This window comes from Methylomonas rapida (genome assembly GCF_024360925.2).
GTDB lineage: Bacteria > Pseudomonadota > Gammaproteobacteria > Methylococcales > Methylomonadaceae > Methylomonas > Methylomonas rapida.
In genome coordinates, this window is sequence record NZ_CP113517.1 from 1,220,251 (window position 1) to 1,239,219 (window position 18,969).

Sequence of the window (18,969 nt, forward strand, 5' to 3'; positions counted from 1 at the left end):
ATGAATAGCGAAACACAACCAGCATCTGCCCTCGACGCGCTGAGCCACGCCCAGCGTGAACGACTCCTCTTTATAGAATTTCGTTTATATTTTCTCGGAGACATCGGGCGCCAAGACTTAATGCAACGGTTCGGCGTAGCGCCTGCTGTTGCCACACGGGATTTTGCGCTGTACCGCGAGCTGTTTCCGAGCAACATAGGGTTTGATAACAAGTCAAAAACCTATGTGATCGGGCCTGCGTTCTCGCCGGCATTCCAGCACTCCGCAGAACGCGTATTGACGGCGTTGTCACGCGGATTCGGCGATGGCATCGGGGGCAGTAGTGAGCCATTGCTGACGTGCGAATTACCAAAAATACTTAACCAGCCCTCCATCGCTATACTGGCACCGATTACTCGGGCAATACATCAACAAAAAATCGTCAGCATCGACTACACCTCGCATAGCAGTGGATTTTCGACGCGCGAAATCGCGCCGTTCGCTTTGGTCAATGATGGTTTACGTTGGCATGTCCGCGCCTATGATCGTAAAAGACCCGATTTTCTGGATTTCGTTATTACTCGGATACCCAGAAGCCAGCTTATCGAAGACGGACAGGTTTTGCCTCACGAACAGCCCAGTGCCGACATCCAATGGAACAGGATCGTGGAATTGGATCTGGTGCCACATCCCAATCAAGAACACCCAGAGATTATCGAAAACGATTATGGGATGACCGACGGTGTATTGCATTTAAAGATGCGAGCAGCCGTTGCCGGCTACGTATTACGGCAATGGATAGTCGATTGCTCGTCCGGGCACAGCCTACAAGGCAACGAATATCGGTTATGGTTAAGAAATCACCTAGCACTCTACGGTGTTTCCAGTGCCAAGTTTGCCCCTGGCTATGAATTTCCCGAGGTTTGAAAGCCCAAATGCAATCAAATAGGGACACGTTTTTTACGAATTGGACAAGTAAAACCAGCGCATGAATCACGCAGCACACAATAAACTCGTTTCCTTTATCTGGTCGATCGCCGACGATTGTTTGCGCGATGTTTACGTCCGTGGCAAATACCGCGATGTCATCCTGCCGATGGTGGTGTTGCGCCGCCTGGATGCGTTGTTAGAGCCTAGCAAAGACAAGGTGATGGAGGAACTCGCTTTTCAGAAAAACGATATGGGCCTGACCGAACTGGACGATAACGGCCTGAAAGAAGCCTCCGGCTATGTGTTTTACAACACCAGCAAATGGACGCTCACCCAATTATTAAAGACCGCCACCAACAATCAGCAAATCCTGCTGGCGAATGTCGAAGACTACTTGAACGGCTACAGTGCCAACGTCAAGGAAATCATCGACAAGTTCAATCTCAAAACCCAAGTGCGCCATATGGCCGGCAAGGATGTTTTGCTCGGCGTCCTGGAAAAGTTTACCTCGCCTTACATCAACCTCACACCGTATGAAAAGGAAGATCCGGACGGCAACCGGCTACCCGTCCTCAGTAATTTGGGCATGGGTTATGTCTTTGAAGAGCTGATCCGAAAATTCAACGAAGAAAATAACGAAGAGGCCGGCGAGCATTTCACGCCCCGCGAAGTGATCGAGTTGATGACGCATTTGATCTTCGATCCCGTTAAAGATCAACTGCCGCCGGTCATGACCATCTACGACCCGGCTTGCGGTTCCGGCGGCATGCTCACCGAGTCGCAAAACTTCATCAAGGACGAGGAGGGCGCGATTCGCGCGACGGGCGATGTCTATTTGTACGGCAAGGAAATCAACGACGAAACCTACGCCATCTGCAAATCCGACATGATGATCAAGGGCAACAACCCCGCCAACATTCGCGTCGGCTCCACGCTGTCCACGGATGAATTCGCCGGCACCCGCTTTGATTTCATGCTCTCCAATCCGCCTTATGGCAAAAGCTGGGCCAGCGAGCAGAAATACATCAAAGACGGCGGCGACGTGATCGATACCCGGTTTCGGGTGATACTCAACGACTACTGGGGCAACCCGGAAACGTTGGATGCCACACCGCGTTCCAGCGATGGCCAATTGCTGTTTTTGATGGAAATGGTCAGTAAAATGAAACCGCTGGACAGCAGCCCGCATGGTTCGCGCATCGCTTCCGTGCATAACGGTTCCAGCCTGTTCACCGGCGATGCCGGCAGCGGCGAAAGCAATATTCGCCGCCACATCATCGAAAACGACTTGTTGGAAGCCATTATTCAGTTGCCCAACAACCTGTTCTATAACACCGGCATCACCACTTATATTTGGCTGCTGTCCAATCACAAGGCACCCGAACGCAAAGGCAAGGTACAGTTGATCGATGCCAGCCAGCTTTACCGCAAGCTGCGCAAAAATCTCGGCAACAAAAACTGCGAATTCGCCCCCGAACATATCCGGGAAATCGTCGACACCTATCTGGCATTGGCAACCCAGGAACGCCAAACCGATGATCCTGGCATTGCCGCCCAGGTATTCGACAACAGCGATTTTGGCTACTACAAGGTCAATATCGAGCGGCCAGACCGCCGCAAGGCCCAATTCAGCCAGGAACGGATTGAAACCTTACGTTTTGACAAAGCGCTGAATCAGCCGATGCAGTGGATTTACCAGCAATGGGGCGATGCAGTCTATCAACCCGGCTGTTTGGAGCTACACGAAAAAGCCATTCTGGCCTGGTGCGAAGACAATGAACTGGGCCTCAATGCCAAAAATCGCAGCAAATTGCTCAGCCTGGATACCTGGCTGAAACAACAAAACCTGATGCAAACAGCGCAAACCTTGATGGCGGCGATCGGTACCGACGAATCTAGCGATTTTAACCAATTCAAGGTTTCCGTCGACGCCATACTCAAGGCGCAAGCCATCAAACTGACCGCCAGCGACAAAAACGCCATCCTCAATGCCGTCAGTTGGTACGACGAAGCCGCCGAAAAAGTCATCGCGCAAACCTTCAAACTCAACGGCGATATGCTCGAAAAAGTCTTGCAACGCCTGGATTGCAGCGAAGATGAGCTACCCGATTTTGGCGTTTACTCCACAGGTAAAAAAGGCGAATACCTCAGCTACGAAGCCAACGCCGATTTGCGCGACAGCGAATCGGTGCCATTGAACGACCAGATTCACCGCTACTTCCGAGTCGAAGTGAAACCGCATGTCGCAGAAGCTTGGATCAATCTGGATTCGGTCAAAATCGGTTACGAAATCAGCTTTAACAAATATTTCTACCGGCATAAACCGCTGCGCAGCATGAATGACGTGGCTAAAGACATCATTGCCCTGGAAAAGCAGGCCGAAGGCCTGATTGCCGATATTTTAGGCGTTGATGTAAATCTGCTATAGGCGACGATGATGCTGAACGATGGATACTTTGAACGATTGAATATTGGTTATCTGCAATTTGGGAGACAGCGTCTCTCGAATCAAGCGGGTCGCTTTACAATGAGCCAACCCGCATCGAAAATGCAAGCAACGGGCTAATCCACTAGAGGAAAACACTATGCAAATCGCCATCGACCTCCCCAATGATTTCGTCAACTTTCAATCCGTTGCCGACATCGAGAAAGACATGCGTTTGAGCTATTCATTATGGCTATTCAAAAACGCCAAGGTCACTATCACCAAGGCTGCGGAGCTGGCTCATCTGGATATTTACGACTTCATGGCAGCCTGTAAGCAAAACCAGGTGCCGGTCATCGACATCAGTCAGCAGGAATTACTGGATGAAGTTGCCGGGATGCAATCGGTATGATTTGGGTTGTCAATTTTAAGCAGAGTTTGAAAGGAGAAATACGCCATGAATAGCTTGCAATTAGCACATGAAATTGAAGTATTACCGCCCGAACTCCAGAAGCAGGTGTTTGACTTCGTAGCTTTCCTGAAGAAACAACAATTAAAGCAACAGGCGAACAAAAGAACCGTAGGCGAATATCGTGAAAAAATCCGAATTGCCGACGATTTTGACGAACCCTTGGGCGATGATTTTTGGCTGGGTCACTCATGAAGCTGCTGCTGGATACCCATGTATTCCTGTGGCTTAGAACCGCGCCGGGCAAGATTCCCGAACAGGTTTTAGCGTACTACCAGGACATGGATACCGACGTTTTTTTGAGTATGGCGAGCCTGTGGGAAATGCAAATCAAACATCAACTGGGCAAACTTGAGCTGGAATTACCGCTGAGCGAACTCGTTGAGTTGCAATGCCTGAACAACGGCCTGCAAATTCTCAATATAGAACCTGCCCATATCTACCAGTTGCAATCACTGCCATTTCATCACAACGATCCGTTTGATCGCATGATATTGGCGCAAGCCCAAGTCGAAAACTTGCAATTGGTCAGCGCCGACAGCGCTTTCGATCGCTACGGGATTGACGTGCTGTGGCAGGCGGTTGGCAAACAATGATTGAGCAACTGGCGGCAATGCCTGGTTACGAAGCTTATAAGGATTCCGGCGTGGAATGGTTGGGGGAGATTCCTGCGCATTGGAAATCTCAAAAACTAAAGTTTAATTCTGAATTACGAGTTAGTAATGTTGACAAACACAGCAAAAAACTCGAATTGCCGGTGAAGCTCGCAAACTATGTTGATGTTTATAAAAATAACTTCATCACCGATTCAATCGAGTTCATGGAGGTCACAGCTAATCAAGAAGAAATCGAGCGATTTAGTATCAAAATTGATGATGTGCTTATCACTAAGGACTCTGAAGATTGGTTAGATATTGGTGTGCCAGCGTTAGTTAAATATCAAGAGAAAAACTTACTGTGTGGCTATCATCTAGCGATAATTAGGAGTAAATATAATACTGAAGGGAAATTCGTATTTTGGGCGTTATTAGCGCATTACAATAGAATCCAGTTTAGTGTGAAGGCGAATGGTGTAACTCGATTTGGTATTTCACATGGAGCAATAAAAAATAATTGGTTGGCATTGCCACCTCTCCCGGAACAAACCGCCATCGCTGCCTTTCTGGATCGTAAAACAGCGCAAATCGAACAAGCCGTGGCGATCAAGGAACAACAAATCGCTCTGTTGAAAGAGCGCAAACAAATCCTGATTCAAAACGCCGTCACCCGTGGCCTTGACCCCAATGTACCAATGCGCGACTCTGGTGTGCAATGGATCGGCGAGATTCCAGCGCATTGGAATCTCAAAAAACTTAAATATATTGTAAGGTTTGTGAGCGGCGGCACTCCAAGCAAAGACAAAGCGGAATATTGGAACGGGATTATTCCATGGGTCTCTCCGAAAGATATGAAACGCCTAAATATTGATTCTTCAATAGATTATATTACAGATACAGCTGTCAAAAATACCAATATAAGGCTGCTAGACGTTGGAACCATTTTAATAGTTGTTAGAGGAATGATTCTGGCGAAAAAGGTTCCGGTAGCCTTGTCTAAATCGCTTTTAACAATCAATCAGGACATGAAAGGACTTATTCCATCTCCTGATTGCTTGCCTGAATATTTACTTTATCTATTAGATGGTATCAATGGAGTATTATCAACATTACTCGAAGAGTCTGGGCATGGTACAAAAACTTTACCTACAGAGAAACTAGGTCTGCTTCCATTAGGAATCCCTTCAAAAGACGATCAATCTTTAATTGTTACTTACATCGAAACCCAATCCGCCAAAATCGATCAGGCCATTTCTATCCAGCAACAGCAAATCGACAAACTCAAGGAATACAAAGCCACGCTGATTAATAGCGCCGTCACCGGCAAAATCCGCGTTCCTGAGGTTGCCGCATGAGCGCTTTAGCCACCTTGCTCGCACAAGCCGATGCTTTGCTGAGCCAATTGCAGCAATACCGCGATTGGGATAGCCGCAGCGTGGACAAGGCTACCGACATCGAATACACCTACGACAGCAACCGCATCGAAGGCAACACGCTGACCTTGCGCGAAACCGATCTGGTAATCAACAAAGGACTGACCATCGGCGGCAAGCCGCTGGTCGAGCATTTGGAGGCAATCAACCATTATGATGCAGTGGAGCTGATCCGCGAGATGGCCAGCCACGATGCCCAGTTTAATCGACACGACTTGTTGACCTTGCATGCCTTGGTCTTGCGCGGAATCGACAAACAGTATGCCGGGCGGCTTCGGGATATTCCGGTGATGATCAGCGGTAGCAGGCATACCCCGCCACAACCCTGGTTATTGGAAGAGCAGATGGTCGGGTATTTTGAGTTCTATGCGCAAAACCGGCAAAGCCTGCATCCGATTGTACTGGCCGCCGAGCTGCATGAACGGCTGGTGACCATTCACCCGTTTGTGGATGGCAATGGCCGCACCGCCCGCTTGGTGATGAATCTGATTTTGCTGCAACACGGCTACCCCATAGCCATTATTCACGGAGATACTGAATCCCGGCTGGCTTATTACGATGCCTTGGAGCAATGTAACTTGGGGCAGGATAAACAGCCTTTTCATGGTTTGATTACCGAGAAAGTCATCGAAGCTTTGCAGCGCCGATTAGCGCTAGTTCAACAAAAGGAGTAATCAGGGATGGTCAGCAAAACCACCGAGAAAGAACTGGAAATTGCCATCGAAAAACAGCTGACCGGCACCTGTCTGGAAGCCCAAAAGGGTGTTGCCGAAGTGGGCGATCTGCCGTTCAGCCCCAACCACGGCTACCAACTCGGCTTGCCACAGGATTTCAACGCCCGTTACGCCATCGACAGCAAACGCTTTTGGGCCTTTCTGGAGCACACCCAGCATGAAGAGCTGGAAAAGTTGCAAAAGCACGGCGGCGATTGGCGGCTTAAAGTGTTGGAACGCTTCGATAAGCTGATCAAAAAATACGGCCTGCTGCATTTGCTGAAAAAGGGTTTGAGTGTCGACGATGCCACCTTGCACCTGATGTATCCGGCGCCGTTGGTTAGCAGTTCCGAAAAGGTGAAGCAGAACTTCGCCGACAACATTTTCAGCAGTACCCGCCAGGTGCGTTATTCCCTGAGCAATACTCTGGAGGAAATCGACCTGGTGCTGTTTATCAATGGCTTGCCGTTTGCCACGCTGGAACTGAAAAATCCCTGGACCGGCCAAACTGCGCGCTACCACGGCCAAAAACAATATCGCGAAGACCGCGACATCAATCAGCCTTTGCTGCAATTCGGCCGCTGCCTGGTGCATATGGCAGTGGATACCGATGAAATCTACATGACCACCAAATTGGCCGGGCCGCACACCTTTTTTTTGCCGTTCAACAAAGGCCATAACCACGGCGCCGGCAATCCGCCCAATCCCAATGGCCACAAAAGCGCCTACTTATGGCAAGCCGTTTTTAGCAAGGAGAGCGTCGCCAATATCATTCAACATTTTGTTCGACTGGATGGCAGCAGTAAAGAACCGCTGGATAAGCGCAACTTGTTTTTCCCGCGTTATCATCAACTGGATGTGGTGCGCAAACTTGTGGCACATGCGAGTCAAAACGGTGTTGGGCAAACCTATCTGATCCAACACTCGGCGGGATCGGGTAAATCCAATTCCATCACCTGGGCAGCCTATCAATTGATTGAAGTGTATCCGTCGGGTCAGGAAAAACCGTTGTTCGATTCGGTCATCGTCGTTACCGACCGCCGCCTGCTGGATAAGCAGTTGCGCGACAACATCAAGGATTTTTCCGAAGTCAAAAATATCGTCGCCCCGGCGTTTAAATCTTCGGATTTGAAAAGCGCCTTGGAGCAAGGCAAGAAAATCATCATCACCACCATCCAGAAGTTCCCAAAGATCATCGACGGCATCGCCGATCTGAGCGACAAACGCTTTGCGGTGATTATCGACGAGGCGCATAGCTCGCAGAGCGGTTCCGCGCACGACAATATGAACCGGGCGATGGGCCAAAGCGAGCAAGCTGAGGAAGAGCTGGATGTGCAGGACAAAATTCTGCAAGCCATGCAATCGCGAAAAATGCGCGGTAACGCCTCGTATTTAGCCTTTACCGCGACGCCGAAAAACACCACGCTGGAAAAGTTCGGCGTTAAACAGCCGGATGGCAGCTTTGAACCGTTTCATTTGTATTCCATGAAACAGGCGATCGAGGAAGGCTTTATCCTGGATGTGTTGGCCAATTACACCACCTATAAAAGCTATTACGAGATCCAGAAATCCATCACTGATAATCCGCTGTTCGACAGTGCCAAGGCACAGAAAAAGCTGCGCGCCTATGTCGAGCGCCATCAGCAGACCATTGCCGTGAAAGCGGAAATCATGCTCGACCATTTCATCCCGCAGATGGTCAACAGCAAAAAACTCAAGGGCAAAGCCAAGGGCATGGTGATTACCCAAAATATCGAAGCGGCCATTCGTTATTACCGGGCCATTAGCCAGCTATTGAAGGACCGCGGCAATCCGTTCAAGGTCGCCATCGCCTTTTCCGGCACTAAAGAAGTTGACGGCATCGAGTACAGCGAAGCGCAAATCAATGGTTTTGCCGAAAATGAAACCCGCGATTATTTCGATCAAGACGAGTACCGCTTGTTGATCGTCGCTAACAAATACTTGACCGGATTCGATCAGCCCAAGCTCAGTGCGATGTATGTCGATAAAAAATTGCAAGGCGTACTGGCGGTGCAAGCCTTGTCGCGATTGAACCGAGCAGCACCCAAGTGGGGTAAGAAAACCGAAGATTTGTTCATCCTGGATTTCTTTAATTCGGTAGACGATATTAAAACGGCCTTCGATCCTTTCTATACAGCCACGCGCTTGTCGGAAGCCACGGATGTCAATGTATTGCATGAGTTAAAAGATGCGCTGGACGAGGTGGCGGTGTATGAGTGGTTTGAGGTTGAGCAGTTTGTCGAACTGTATTTTAGTAATGCCGATGCCCAGCAGCTAAGCCCTCTGATCGATACGGCGGCAGACCGATTCAATCAGGAATTGGCGCTTGATGAACTGGCTAAAGCCGACTTCAAGATCAAGGCCAAGCAGTTTGTCAAAATCTATGGGCAAATGGCGTCTATCATCCCGTATGAAATTGTTGTTTGGGAAAAACTGTTCTGGTTTCTGAAGTTTCTAATCCCCAAGTTGATCGTGAAAGACACCAATGCGGATCAGATTGATGAATTGCTGGAGTCGGTGGATTTGTCGTCTTATGGTCTGGAGCGGGTCAAACTCAACCACCATATTGGCCTGGATGCCAGCGAAACCGAGCTGGAGCCGCAAAACCCCAATCTCCGTGGTGCGCATGGCGGCAATCAAGAACATGATCCGTTGGATGAAATCATCCGCAGCTTTAATGAACGCTGGTTTCAAGGCTGGGGCGCAACACCCGAAGAGCAACGCATCAAGTTCATCAACATCGCCGACGGTATCAAGGCACATCCTGATTTCCAGGAAAAATATCAAAACAATCCCGATGTTCATACCCGGATCTTGGCGTTTGAAAAGATATTTGAAGACGTGATACTCAAGAATCGCCGCAATGAATTGGAACTCTATAAATTGCTTGCCAACGATCCCGCATTTAAAGCCGCTATGCAGCAGAGTTTGCGGCAAATGGTGGCGTGATGCGCCGATAGCTGTATTTATTTGAATGATCTAAATTTATTAACTTTTAAAACCATCAACTCTCAATTATGAACAAATCCGAACTCATCGACGCCATCGCCAGCCATGCCAACCTGACCAAAGCCGATGCCGGCCGCGCATTGGATGGTATTACCCATTCCATTCAAGCGGCATTAAAAGCAGGCGATTCCGTAGCGTTGGTGGGCTTTGGCAACTTCGAAGTGAAAGAACGTGCAGAGCGCATTGGTCGGAATCCACAAACTGGCGAAGCTATTACCATCGCAGCGGCTAAATTGCCATCGTTTAAAGCCGGCAAGGGCTTGAAAGACGCCGTTCAGTAAGCTTGAGTTTCCACTGAATTTTCTTGTTTTCGAATCCGGAAAATGAAGTCTCCATTCCTAAATGGACAAGTAGCTGTTGGCTAGTTCGTTGAAGAGATAATCAAAGAAGCTTGTACAGTCAAAAAGGTAAGGGATGGGAAGTTTTGCATTAACTCGGCTGATTTTGATCGACTCGTATAAGCCCGGTACGCTACAAGAAGTACGCTTGGACGGCCACACCAATCTCAACGGCGTCAATGGTGCCGGTAAAACCACCTTGCTGCGATTGATTCCATTGTTTTTCGGCGAGCGGCCTGGGCGATTGGTGCCGAAAAGTAAAGTCACCGACAGCTTTGCCAAGCATTATTTGCCCAACGAGTCGTCTTACATCATTTTCGAGTATCGCCGCGACCAGCAAATCTGCCTAGTGGTGATCTACGCCTCACTCAATGAAGAAGGTTTGTGCTATCGGTTTGTCGACAAGGGCTTCGATCGCGACGATTTTCTGGAAACCCGACTCGATGGTTCTTGCTACCCGATCTCCTGTCGTGATCTGAAACGCCACCTGGACAAACGCCATATCAATTGCAGCAATCAGCTGACGTCTTGCAGCGACTATCGCACGGTGATTCAGAACCTGCCGCATAGCAAGGGCCAGGAATTGCGCAATCTGATTGCCCGTTACAGCTTTTGTCAGGGCAGCGCCGGCCGACGATTGAAGGATATAGAAAAGATCGTCTCCGGCATGTTGCAACGTTCGACCGATTTCGCCGACTTGCGAGAAATGCTGGTCAATTGCATCGACGAGAACCGCGATTCAATTTCCTTGGATATATCCATGGACAAATTGGAGGATTGGTACAAGGAATATCGCGCTTACCAACACAGCGAAGCCGAGCGGGAACAGGCGGCTGAACTGAGCGAACTTGCCGCCGAACAGGAACAGTTTAAAACCCGATTTGGTGAACTGCACAAACGCTTACTGCTGCTGCGGGAGCGTTATCGCCAGCAACAACAAGGGCAGCAAGAACGGCTGGCGAATACCGAGCAGTCGCTCAGAACTGTGAAATCCGATTGGGAGACTCAGGAACAAGAGATGCAATCGGCGCTGGCCAGGCAAAGAGCTGAGCTAACCAGTCTGGATAAGCAAAAAACCCAACTGGAAAATGAAAAAGCCGAATGGGACGCCAAGGACATACAGCGAAGCATCCGTCTGGCCGAGCAACAGCCTGTCTTTGCCGACAATCTGGCAAGGGAACAACAGCACTACGAGAAGCTAACTTCCGAAGTTCAGGACATCAATGCCCAATTCTCGGCGATCAAAGCCGACACGGAGAAAGGCTATGCCGAGCAGCGTTACCAGTACGAAAGGCAAATCCAGGAGGTCAGGGCTGAGGCTAGTCAAGATGAAGCCAAACATCGGGCTGAACATAACCAGGTCAGGGAGCAACTGAGAGCCGCGAATAATGGCGAACAGGAAAAGCTACATGGATCGGCCGGTGAGGTTCAGGGAAAGCTGGGGGCGCTGAATGCACAAATTGCGCAAATCCAACCTGACCCGGAATTACTCCAAACCAGAGAAGCCAAGCTAGAGCTTCAGCAAAGCCTGCAGTTAAAACTAGAAGAGGCCAAAACCGAAGTCGCAGGCATCAACAAGCGCATCAAAGCCAATCAGGATGAAGTCGAGTCCGTTCTGGAACAAAAGCGTCATCATCAGACAGAGAAACAGTCGATCGATGAGGCGATCAGCCGTCTAAAGCGGCAATTGGATACCGAAGCCGATACCTTGCTACGCTTTTTGCGCGAACATCAACCAGGCTGGACCCAAGATATTGCCAAAGTGGTTAATCCGGAATTGTTGCTGCGCGACGACCTGGAGCCGGTGTTAGTGGAAAAGCCGACGGGATTTTACGGCGTGTCGCTGAATCTGGATGTACTATCGGCGGATTTGGCGGCCGACGAACAGCAAATCCGTGCGTTGTTGTCCGAGCATGAACACCGATTGCGCGAATTGGCTGGTTTGGACGAACAGGCCGACCAACAACTGACTGCTTTGAAAAAGACCGACAGCCAATTGCGCAAGCAATCTCAGCAAGCCGAAAGTGAACAGGGGCGGCTGCAAACCAGCTTGAAAGGTATCCAAAACGAACTAGCTTCTTTGAAACTGCAGATTGAAAACAGCAAACGTCAGCGCGGGCAGCAGTTGCAATCCGAAAAAATAGCGGTCGAGCAAACGCTGGCGGACACAAAACGGCAACTGGAAGGCTTAAAACGGCAACTACAAGACGATGAAAAACAGCTTGCTGTCGAACTCGAAACCGTTATTACCCGGATTAAACAGACAGCAGAACAACAAGTCGAACATGTCAGGCAGGATATTGCCTCGCTAAACAGCCAAGAGCAGCAGGCACTGCAACAATTGGAACAACAACGGATTAACAGCCTGAAGACTCGGCAAATCGATGTCGATGCCTTGCAGCAGCTTGAGGTCCGAATCGATACTTTGAAAAAGCAGTTGCAGACCGCCAAAACCGCCGCTGAAACGGTGAGCGAATATCGGCGCTGGGAGCAGCTACATTGGTCGGGCTATGCCCAATTGTGCAGCGCGGCCCGTGAACTGACTGCCGAACTACGCCAAACGGAGGCACAGTTTGCTGCCGCCAAGCAACGCTATCAACAATGCAGCAGCGAATTGAAAGCAGAGCAGGGGAGGCTGATTACCGCTTTGCAGAAACTGGACCAGGAGATGAAAACGCTGGAGCAATTACTGGACGATTGCACACCCTATGCTCGTTATGCACCCAATGTCGTCAGCTTTGACGAATCCCACACCCTGGCCTTGTTACAAAACGAATATCGCGCTTTGAGCGAAGCTTACAAAAATCAGCGGCGAATGTTGCTGGCAAAGCTGAGGCATTTGAAACAGACCTTGGCGCGTTATCCCAGCACCCGACCGGCACAGTATTATGCCAGCCAGGAAAATGAACTCGGTCTGGACATTGACGAAACCGCCTGGTTGTCGCCAATTTTGCATTGGTACGATACAGCCTATCAGGATTTACATAGTTGGCTGGTCAATCAGGCCAACCTGTTTGGCTCCATGATTCGAGATTATCAGCAAACTCTGGAAAAATTCGATCGCGGCATAGACTCCCTGTCCAGACGACTGACCAAGCATATCGATAGCAATATTCGTTTCGATAAAATCGAAAGCGTCCAGGGCCGCTTGACGTCAAAAGTGCAGTCCCTGGGCTACTGGCAGCAAATCGTCGCCTTTACCAAGCAATACGATGACTGGAACCGGAACAGTGATGGCTGTTTACCCGGCGAGTCATTCGCTGAAATGGTACGTTTGGTGGCGGAACAAATGTCCGGCAAGGGCAGAGTGGAAATGAAGCTGGTCAGTCTGCTGGAACTGGAAATCATTGTCAGCGAAAACGGCCGCAGCAAACGTGCGACCCATGCCGAGGAATTACAGCAAATCTCCAGTCACGGCTTGTCGTATTTGATCTTGTGCGTATTCTTTATCGCTCTGGTCAACATGATACGCAAGGATCAACCCTTGAACATCATCTGGCCGATGGATGAGCTAAAGGAACTGCATCAGGTCAATATCGAGGTGTTGCTGGAGTTACTGAGCAATAATGGCATCACCTTGCTGTCGGCTTTTCCTGATCCCGACCCGGACGTGCTACGGTTGTTCAAAAATCGTTATCAGGTGGTCGGCCAGCGCGAACTGGTTGAGATGGAAATCGATGACGCTTATCTCGCGGAATTGGCGCCGATGGTCAGGGAGCTGGCAAATGTTTGACGTGCTACTGAAACGCTTGCTGCAAGGCGAGTTCATTTGTGAAATCAGCGACGAAACCGGCTTTCGTTTTTTACAGCAGGCCGACAACGCACAACAGGTCGACGAATTCTTAAGCCGATTGCAATACCGCTTGAGTAAGACTCAGAACGGCCTGGCGTACTATACAGCCTATCGACAGATCGACGCCGGCGCCCGCCGCGATATTCAACGAATCTTTCAACAATTTCGGGTGGAGTTGCAACCGGTGGTGGAATGGCTGGATATGATGATGGCCTGCTTACATCGCGATACCGTCTTGTCGCCTGGTGATACACTGAGCTTCGGGGCGCTATTGCAGGTCATCGAGAGCAATCAGGCTTTGGCGGATCGTTTGCAAACCTTTGGCCGCTTTAAAGACTTTGTCTGCACCGACGATGCCGTTAAAAGTCGTCTGGAAAAACTGCTGAAAACATTGGATCAATGGGGCTATTTGCATCTGTCGAACCGCGACACCCTGATTTATCAAGTGACCGGCAAGCTGGATTATTTCTATCAGGCGCTGCAATTCATCAAAGAGCATGAGCAATTGCCTATCACGCAGGACGAAGACGACGTGGCCCAGGAGAGTTTGTTTTGAGTCAGGCCGAACAAAGCATGGAGCGGCTGTTCAGGGCGCTGGCCAATCATAGCGACTTGATCGCCAAGGCCTATTTCAATGGCACTGTCTATTCGGATAGCCAGAATCAACGCACCCTCAATCAGCTCAAACAACTGAAAGTACTGGTCAATTACGGCGACGATGGTTTCCGCGTCGCCGGCCGGTTGAGCCAGTTTCTCGATAGCGCCTTGAGTAGCGACCGTATTCGCCGGTTGGACACCGATCTGTCGAGCTGGATCGATACCCTGGAGCAGCAGATCGGTTTGTACCAGGACGCCTGGCGGGAGAACCGCTTGGACGATGTGGATCATTACCTGCTGGAAATCCAACGCTTGGTATTTGATTTGGCCGACAATCTGGAGGAAAACACCAGTTACCTGTTGATGCTGGTCAACAGCCGTTTTGCCAATGTCCGGACCCTGGCGGAAAAACAAAAACAGAACACCTTTTACCCGGGGAGTCGCTATTTTTGCGAAAGATTTTTCGGAAATCCCTTGACCGAAAAATCGGCAAAAATCACGCGACCGCTTATGCCTGCGGCGGCCCCGATTCGTCCGCGTCACCTCGTTCCGACCCAACAAGGGGTCGAAACATTGGCTCTCGCATGACTTGACGCCGTGTCGCGATGCCTTGCAGGTTTTCTCCGCTTCGCTGCGAAAACCCGCCCGGCGCTACGGCTATCGGGGACTAAAAATCTTCACTTCGCTAGCGCTCCGTTTCCAAGATTTTCAGCGATCGCCCGTCTGGAAAAGCTGGTGAACGCCATCAGTGCCTTGCAGCCTGAGTTCTTACTGGAATACGTCGAGGAACAACCGGAGTTGCATCAATTGCTGGAGAGGCAATTGCTTCGGCTATTGCCGAAGTACCAACAGCGACTGCAGGATATTCTCGATAAGCTGAAAATTTTCCTGTTCGAACTGCGGCAAATCGAAGTCCGAGCGCAACTGGTACAAGGCTTTGCGTTTTATCTGCGACAAAACCCCGATTACCAGCCGCTGGACTGGAGCGAGCACGATCAGATTCCGGATCATTGGAATCGCATTCAACCCTTGGCGCTGTCGGCGCATGCAGATCCCCTGGACCATGCCGTGGAGCAGGAACTGGTCGAGATTGCCCAGAAAATTCGCGTCGATAGCGATGCCTTGTTAGCCAAACAAAAGCAGCGGCGTTTGAATGCGGTGACGTTAAACCCAGCGGAAAAGCAGACCGTACACGTTCCGAAATACCGACGGCAACTGGCGGCTTATATGGCCAAAGTGCGTCAACAATCTGGCCGGCCATTATCGGCGCTGGCCTTTCAACAGGTGTTCGCCAACGATATTGAACCCACCATCTGGTTGGCGTGCGTGATGAACGAATGCATGAAACAGCAACATAAGTCCTTGCAAGTCGAATGGCGGGAGGTAGGCCAAGGGGCAGGCTTTACCGGCAATAAGAAGATTTGCGATATCGTGTTGTGCTGTCAGGATGGCGAAAGATGAACAAAACATGGTTGGCGGTCATTGGCCGCGCGATCGATAGTGAACAGGAGCTGTTTCCGCTCAATCAAACCTGGCAGGCCATTCACCAGGAATACAACATCGGCCTGACTCAAGCCAAAAAACTACTACTGACCCACCAGGACAAACAGGAATTACGGGAGCTGGTCAATAAAATCTCCGGCATCGATCTGCAGCAGGTCGCTCCTAGCGAGTTTATCGGGATGCAGCGCGAACAGGTTTTAACCGTGGCCGTCGATGAAAAGTTGGCCGGTCAGTCGGTGAAGAAAAATCGCCTGGCTATTAAATCCTTGCCGGGCAGGGCGCTCAAGTTAAACGGTGAACACTATCGATTGCCGGAGAACAGTCATTGCGATATGGCCTTAGAACGTATCGGCAGTGTCGAACATCAGAGCATTTGGATTATTGAGAATTACCGCTGTTTCGATCAGTTGGGCGCCATCAAGCTGGATGAGTCGGCGGCGTTGATCGAACCATTGGTAATTTTTCGTGGCGATCATGTGTATCAGGGCGGAACAGTATTGAGTCTGATCGAGAAACTTCAGTTGCCGGTCTGGGTGATGGGTGACCTGGACCCGAAAGGCCTGAGCATTGCCCAGTCGTATCCCAACTTTGCCGGCTTGATTGCGCCGGACATGGCAGTGTTGGAGAACTATTTCAACGACTCAGGCAAAGCCAATCATAAACTCTACGAAAAACAGCTCGCCGGCTGCCGAAGGGCGTTATCCGATACCCGCTATTCCATTATTCAAGCCTGTTGGCAGCTGATGAAACAGCATCAGGCCGGTATCGTTCAGGAACATTGGCTGGTCGGTAACACTACGCTGAAAATGCACCCAGCCTAATCCAGATCAATGAAGACCTGATGATTCCAGAGCTAATACCCAATCTATATCAAGATCGCTTTCTAAGGTTAACCGAAAACGGCGAGTTGACGACTGATGTGATCATCAAGTTGACGCACCGGTACCTGGACGGAAAACCAGCCAAAGTCGGAAAGCGAAGCTTGAGCGCAGCTGATCGAGATCTCGATTTTTGGAATGCCATTTTTTGGGAAGACGTTTCCAACGAGGTTTTCGAGACTGAAGCCTTCGCTCTGGCTTTGGCTCGATATCTTCAGCAAAACAAGGTGACCCGGCCGGGTTGGCTCCAGCACCTGGTTGTCAGGGCGCCAGGTGCACTCCGGCGTGCCATTCGATATTCCCAGGTGTTCTTGTCACCAACTGAATTGCGTTGGAAGGAAATCATCGGGCTTGATCTGGGCAGTGCCGAAGGTCTGTCTGATTTTATTAAAGCTTGTGGAATTCTTCAGGGCGAAAACCGCAAGTTAAAGAACGCGATAAAGTCGATAGAAGCCGAGCTGAAACTGATAACACCCATGGAAACGCTGGTCTATGCAAGCTTATTTGCATTTAGACATGTCGTATACAGCCTGGGTCAGCAAGAGTTGAGGCCCCACCTACTTGATAAGGATCGTGCAGATGCCAGTCGTGTCGACTTTCAGGAAACAACTGATGCCATCAATCAGATTCTGATTTCAAAACTAAAAACCAGCGTTCACAGCGATTTTTTTATATCGGAGCGTATCATCGGTCAATCGCTTCGCAAGCACATGTCACCGTTGCTGTTTCCGTCCCCCTCTACAGCAAGGGCTGCCGAGAAGTGTCTGTCTTATATGGATACGTTTGAACGTCTCGTTGCCGCCTATCTGCAGTTCAATGAGTTCGTCGGTAGGACCATCAATTGCTTTTGTTTTGACGAGGATTACGATATTCGCTTTGAAGGGGAAAGGCTGATTGTATTTCCAAGGGTAATTCCGGAAGAAAGCGAATGGGATCGAAACGGTAAGAAACTTGATCGATTGCATCAATATTGGCATTTCAGGGCTATCGATGAATTTATCAAATTAGGCCTTGCGTTTGAGCGCTTTGGGCGTCCTGAAAACGAGGAAAGCAATCGATTTGCCTGGATATCCGCCATTCGTACCAAGCTTGAACTGACGGAAATTTACGGCCTTGAAGATGAAATCATGACCGAAAGCGGCTACAAAATCGATTTATTGCGGACACTGCTGACGATTGAACTGATGCACGCCTTTTACAAGCATGGGTATATTTTGCCTTATTGCAGAGAATACGAGCAGGCAGGGAATTGGTTGGCGGCGTTGAGTGTGTTTTCGTTCGCTGGACTTATTGAAGGTGAAATACGGCTTCCGATCACCTTTGCTGAGCGTAAGGCCAAGATTGCCAGAATTTGCAACTGGACTCGCAGCGAGGAATGGCCAAACGGCAATAAACAAATGACGGAAGCTATCCTGAATTTCTGGTCAAACGACTTGAAAGACTCGTCAAGACGACTGCGTGAGCGTGAGCATGCTTTGCAACCGGAGTTGCACGAGCAGCCGATATTCAAAATTGGAAATTATCTTTTCGAATTGCCGTGGGTATTTGCATTTCAAAACAACGTCACGGCCGCCGTGAACAACTTGCGGCGAGTGGGTCGAAATCGAGGTGAGCTGAATAGTGAAACCAATCGTATCGAGAAGCGACTTGCCGAAACCTTTGAGCAATTTGGTTTTAAGGTGGTTGGTAACTTCCATCCGCCTCGCGATGCTGACGATGAGGTTGGCGAAATTGATTTGATCTGTTTTCGCGATGATCATCTTTTTATCTTTGAAATTAAATCGGGATACATGCGCAAGACCCAACGCGATGCCTGGCAACATAGGACCAGCACGTTAAGGAAAGCTGCGCGTCAACTGAAACGAAAAAGTACTTTGGTAACCGAAAGATTTACAACCGATCCGACTCTAGCCGCATTACTCGGTGATCGAGATGTCAGTCATATTCAGACGCATTGCTGGATTATCGACACATCCATCGAGCATGACCATGAGTATTTCGAAGGGTTTCTGAAAGTCTCGCTTCAGGAAATTATCATTGTGCTTAGAAATGAACGCCATTTATTAAGAGATTTTCACCAAGCAATCGATATTAAAAAAGCTAAGCACGGTTTTAGTTCTAGCATCAAAGATGACTTTGCAAATATTTGTGGAGATGCAATGTCAGCAGTATTTGAGCAGATTGACGATGATAATCTCTATCCAAATGGTTTTAACGCTGGTCAATTTGCAAGCATTATTGAAACAGCGGCTATTTGGAATGTTCTCGATGCTTGAAAATACCCA

Annotated in this window: 15 protein-coding genes; all 15 read left to right on the forward strand. The window is 49.5% G+C overall.

Annotation, left to right across the window (positions count from 1 at the left end; translation table 11 throughout):
* The 15 genes from NM686_RS05685 (at window position 1) to NM686_RS05755 (ending at window position 18,960) form a co-directional block, all read left to right on the forward strand.
* Window positions 1–906, forward strand: a complete 906-nt coding sequence (locus NM686_RS05685) for a WYL domain-containing transcriptional regulator (protein WP_255186915.1) — start codon at window positions 1–3, stop codon at window positions 904–906.
* Window positions 907–967: 61 nt separating this feature from the next.
* The gene (locus NM686_RS05690; protein WP_255186916.1) at window positions 968–3,337 is read left to right on the forward strand and encodes a type I restriction-modification system subunit M; all 2,370 of its coding nucleotides are present in this window, start codon (window positions 968–970) and stop codon (window positions 3,335–3,337) included.
* A gap of 157 nt (window positions 3,338–3,494) precedes the next feature.
* A complete protein-coding gene (locus tag NM686_RS05695; RefSeq protein ID WP_255186917.1) occupies window positions 3,495–3,746 on the forward strand; it encodes a UPF0175 family protein in 252 nt (83 codons plus the stop codon).
* A 45-nt stretch (window positions 3,747–3,791) separates the two neighbouring features.
* Window positions 3,792–3,998, forward strand: a complete 207-nt coding sequence (locus NM686_RS05700; protein WP_064025893.1) for a DUF2281 domain-containing protein — start codon at window positions 3,792–3,794, stop codon at window positions 3,996–3,998.
* Entirely contained in the window at window positions 3,995–4,399 is a 405-nt protein-coding gene (locus NM686_RS05705; protein ID WP_255186918.1) for a type II toxin-antitoxin system VapC family toxin, read from the forward strand. The genes NM686_RS05700 and NM686_RS05705 overlap by 4 nt, the downstream gene beginning before the upstream one ends.
* On the forward strand, window positions 4,396–5,754 hold the full coding sequence (locus NM686_RS05710) for a restriction endonuclease subunit S (RefSeq protein ID WP_255186919.1): 1,359 nt from the start codon (window positions 4,396–4,398) through the stop codon (window positions 5,752–5,754). Before NM686_RS05705 ends, NM686_RS05710 begins: the two co-directional genes overlap by 4 nt.
* Window positions 5,751–6,506 (forward strand): Fic family protein, encoded by a 756-nt coding sequence (locus tag NM686_RS05715; protein WP_255186920.1) that lies wholly within the window; start codon window positions 5,751–5,753, stop codon window positions 6,504–6,506. The genes NM686_RS05710 and NM686_RS05715 overlap by 4 nt, the downstream gene beginning before the upstream one ends.
* A 6-nt stretch (window positions 6,507–6,512) precedes the next feature.
* Entirely contained in the window at window positions 6,513–9,515 is a 3,003-nt protein-coding gene (locus NM686_RS05720) for a type I restriction endonuclease subunit R (RefSeq protein WP_255186921.1), read from the forward strand.
* Between the two features lie 68 nt (window positions 9,516–9,583).
* The gene (locus NM686_RS05725) at window positions 9,584–9,856 is read left to right on the forward strand and encodes an HU family DNA-binding protein (RefSeq protein ID WP_255186922.1); all 273 of its coding nucleotides are present in this window, start codon (window positions 9,584–9,586) and stop codon (window positions 9,854–9,856) included.
* Window positions 9,857–9,989: 133 nt separating this feature from the next.
* On the forward strand, window positions 9,990–13,646 hold the full coding sequence (locus tag NM686_RS05730; protein ID WP_269022518.1) for an ATP-binding protein: 3,657 nt from the start codon (window positions 9,990–9,992) through the stop codon (window positions 13,644–13,646).
* A complete protein-coding gene (locus NM686_RS05735; RefSeq protein ID WP_255186924.1) occupies window positions 13,639–14,262 on the forward strand; it encodes a DUF2490 domain-containing protein in 624 nt (207 codons plus the stop codon). Before NM686_RS05730 ends, NM686_RS05735 begins: the two co-directional genes overlap by 8 nt.
* Window positions 14,259–14,891 (forward strand): hypothetical protein, encoded by a 633-nt coding sequence (locus NM686_RS05740; protein WP_255186925.1) that lies wholly within the window; start codon window positions 14,259–14,261, stop codon window positions 14,889–14,891. The genes NM686_RS05735 and NM686_RS05740 overlap by 4 nt, the downstream gene beginning before the upstream one ends.
* A 147-nt stretch (window positions 14,892–15,038) precedes the next feature.
* Window positions 15,039–15,764 (forward strand): hypothetical protein, encoded by a 726-nt coding sequence (locus NM686_RS05745; protein WP_255186926.1) that lies wholly within the window; start codon window positions 15,039–15,041, stop codon window positions 15,762–15,764.
* Complete coding sequence (locus tag NM686_RS05750; RefSeq protein WP_255186927.1) at window positions 15,761–16,627, forward strand: DUF7281 domain-containing protein; 867 nt, start codon at window positions 15,761–15,763, stop codon at window positions 16,625–16,627. Before NM686_RS05745 ends, NM686_RS05750 begins: the two co-directional genes overlap by 4 nt.
* A gap of 20 nt (window positions 16,628–16,647) precedes the next feature.
* The gene (locus NM686_RS05755) at window positions 16,648–18,960 is read left to right on the forward strand and encodes an NERD domain-containing protein (protein ID WP_255186928.1); all 2,313 of its coding nucleotides are present in this window, start codon (window positions 16,648–16,650) and stop codon (window positions 18,958–18,960) included.
* The last annotated feature ends 9 nt before the right edge of the window (window positions 18,961–18,969 follow it).

Coding starts and splice junctions, on each gene's coding strand:
- NM686_RS05715 (WP_255186920.1), top strand. CDS start 5,751: ATGAGCGCTTTAGCCACCTTGCTCGCACAAGCCGATGCTTTGCTGAGC.
- NM686_RS05730 (WP_269022518.1), top strand. CDS start 9,990: ATGGGAAGTTTTGCATTAACTCGGCTGATTTTGATCGACTCGTATAAG.
- NM686_RS05735 (WP_255186924.1), top strand. CDS start 13,639: ATGTTTGACGTGCTACTGAAACGCTTGCTGCAAGGCGAGTTCATTTGT.
- NM686_RS05755 (WP_255186928.1), top strand. CDS start 16,648: ATGATTCCAGAGCTAATACCCAATCTATATCAAGATCGCTTTCTAAGG.
- NM686_RS05720 (WP_255186921.1), top strand. CDS start 6,513: ATGGTCAGCAAAACCACCGAGAAAGAACTGGAAATTGCCATCGAAAAA.
- NM686_RS05705 (WP_255186918.1), top strand. CDS start 3,995: ATGAAGCTGCTGCTGGATACCCATGTATTCCTGTGGCTTAGAACCGCG.
- NM686_RS05750 (WP_255186927.1), top strand. CDS start 15,761: ATGAACAAAACATGGTTGGCGGTCATTGGCCGCGCGATCGATAGTGAA.
- NM686_RS05690 (WP_255186916.1), top strand. CDS start 968: ATGAATCACGCAGCACACAATAAACTCGTTTCCTTTATCTGGTCGATC.
- NM686_RS05710 (WP_255186919.1), top strand. CDS start 4,396: ATGATTGAGCAACTGGCGGCAATGCCTGGTTACGAAGCTTATAAGGAT.
- NM686_RS05700 (WP_064025893.1), top strand. CDS start 3,792: ATGAATAGCTTGCAATTAGCACATGAAATTGAAGTATTACCGCCCGAA.
- NM686_RS05695 (WP_255186917.1), top strand. CDS start 3,495: ATGCAAATCGCCATCGACCTCCCCAATGATTTCGTCAACTTTCAATCC.
- NM686_RS05685 (WP_255186915.1), top strand. CDS start 1: ATGAATAGCGAAACACAACCAGCATCTGCCCTCGACGCGCTGAGCCAC.
- NM686_RS05725 (WP_255186922.1), top strand. CDS start 9,584: ATGAACAAATCCGAACTCATCGACGCCATCGCCAGCCATGCCAACCTG.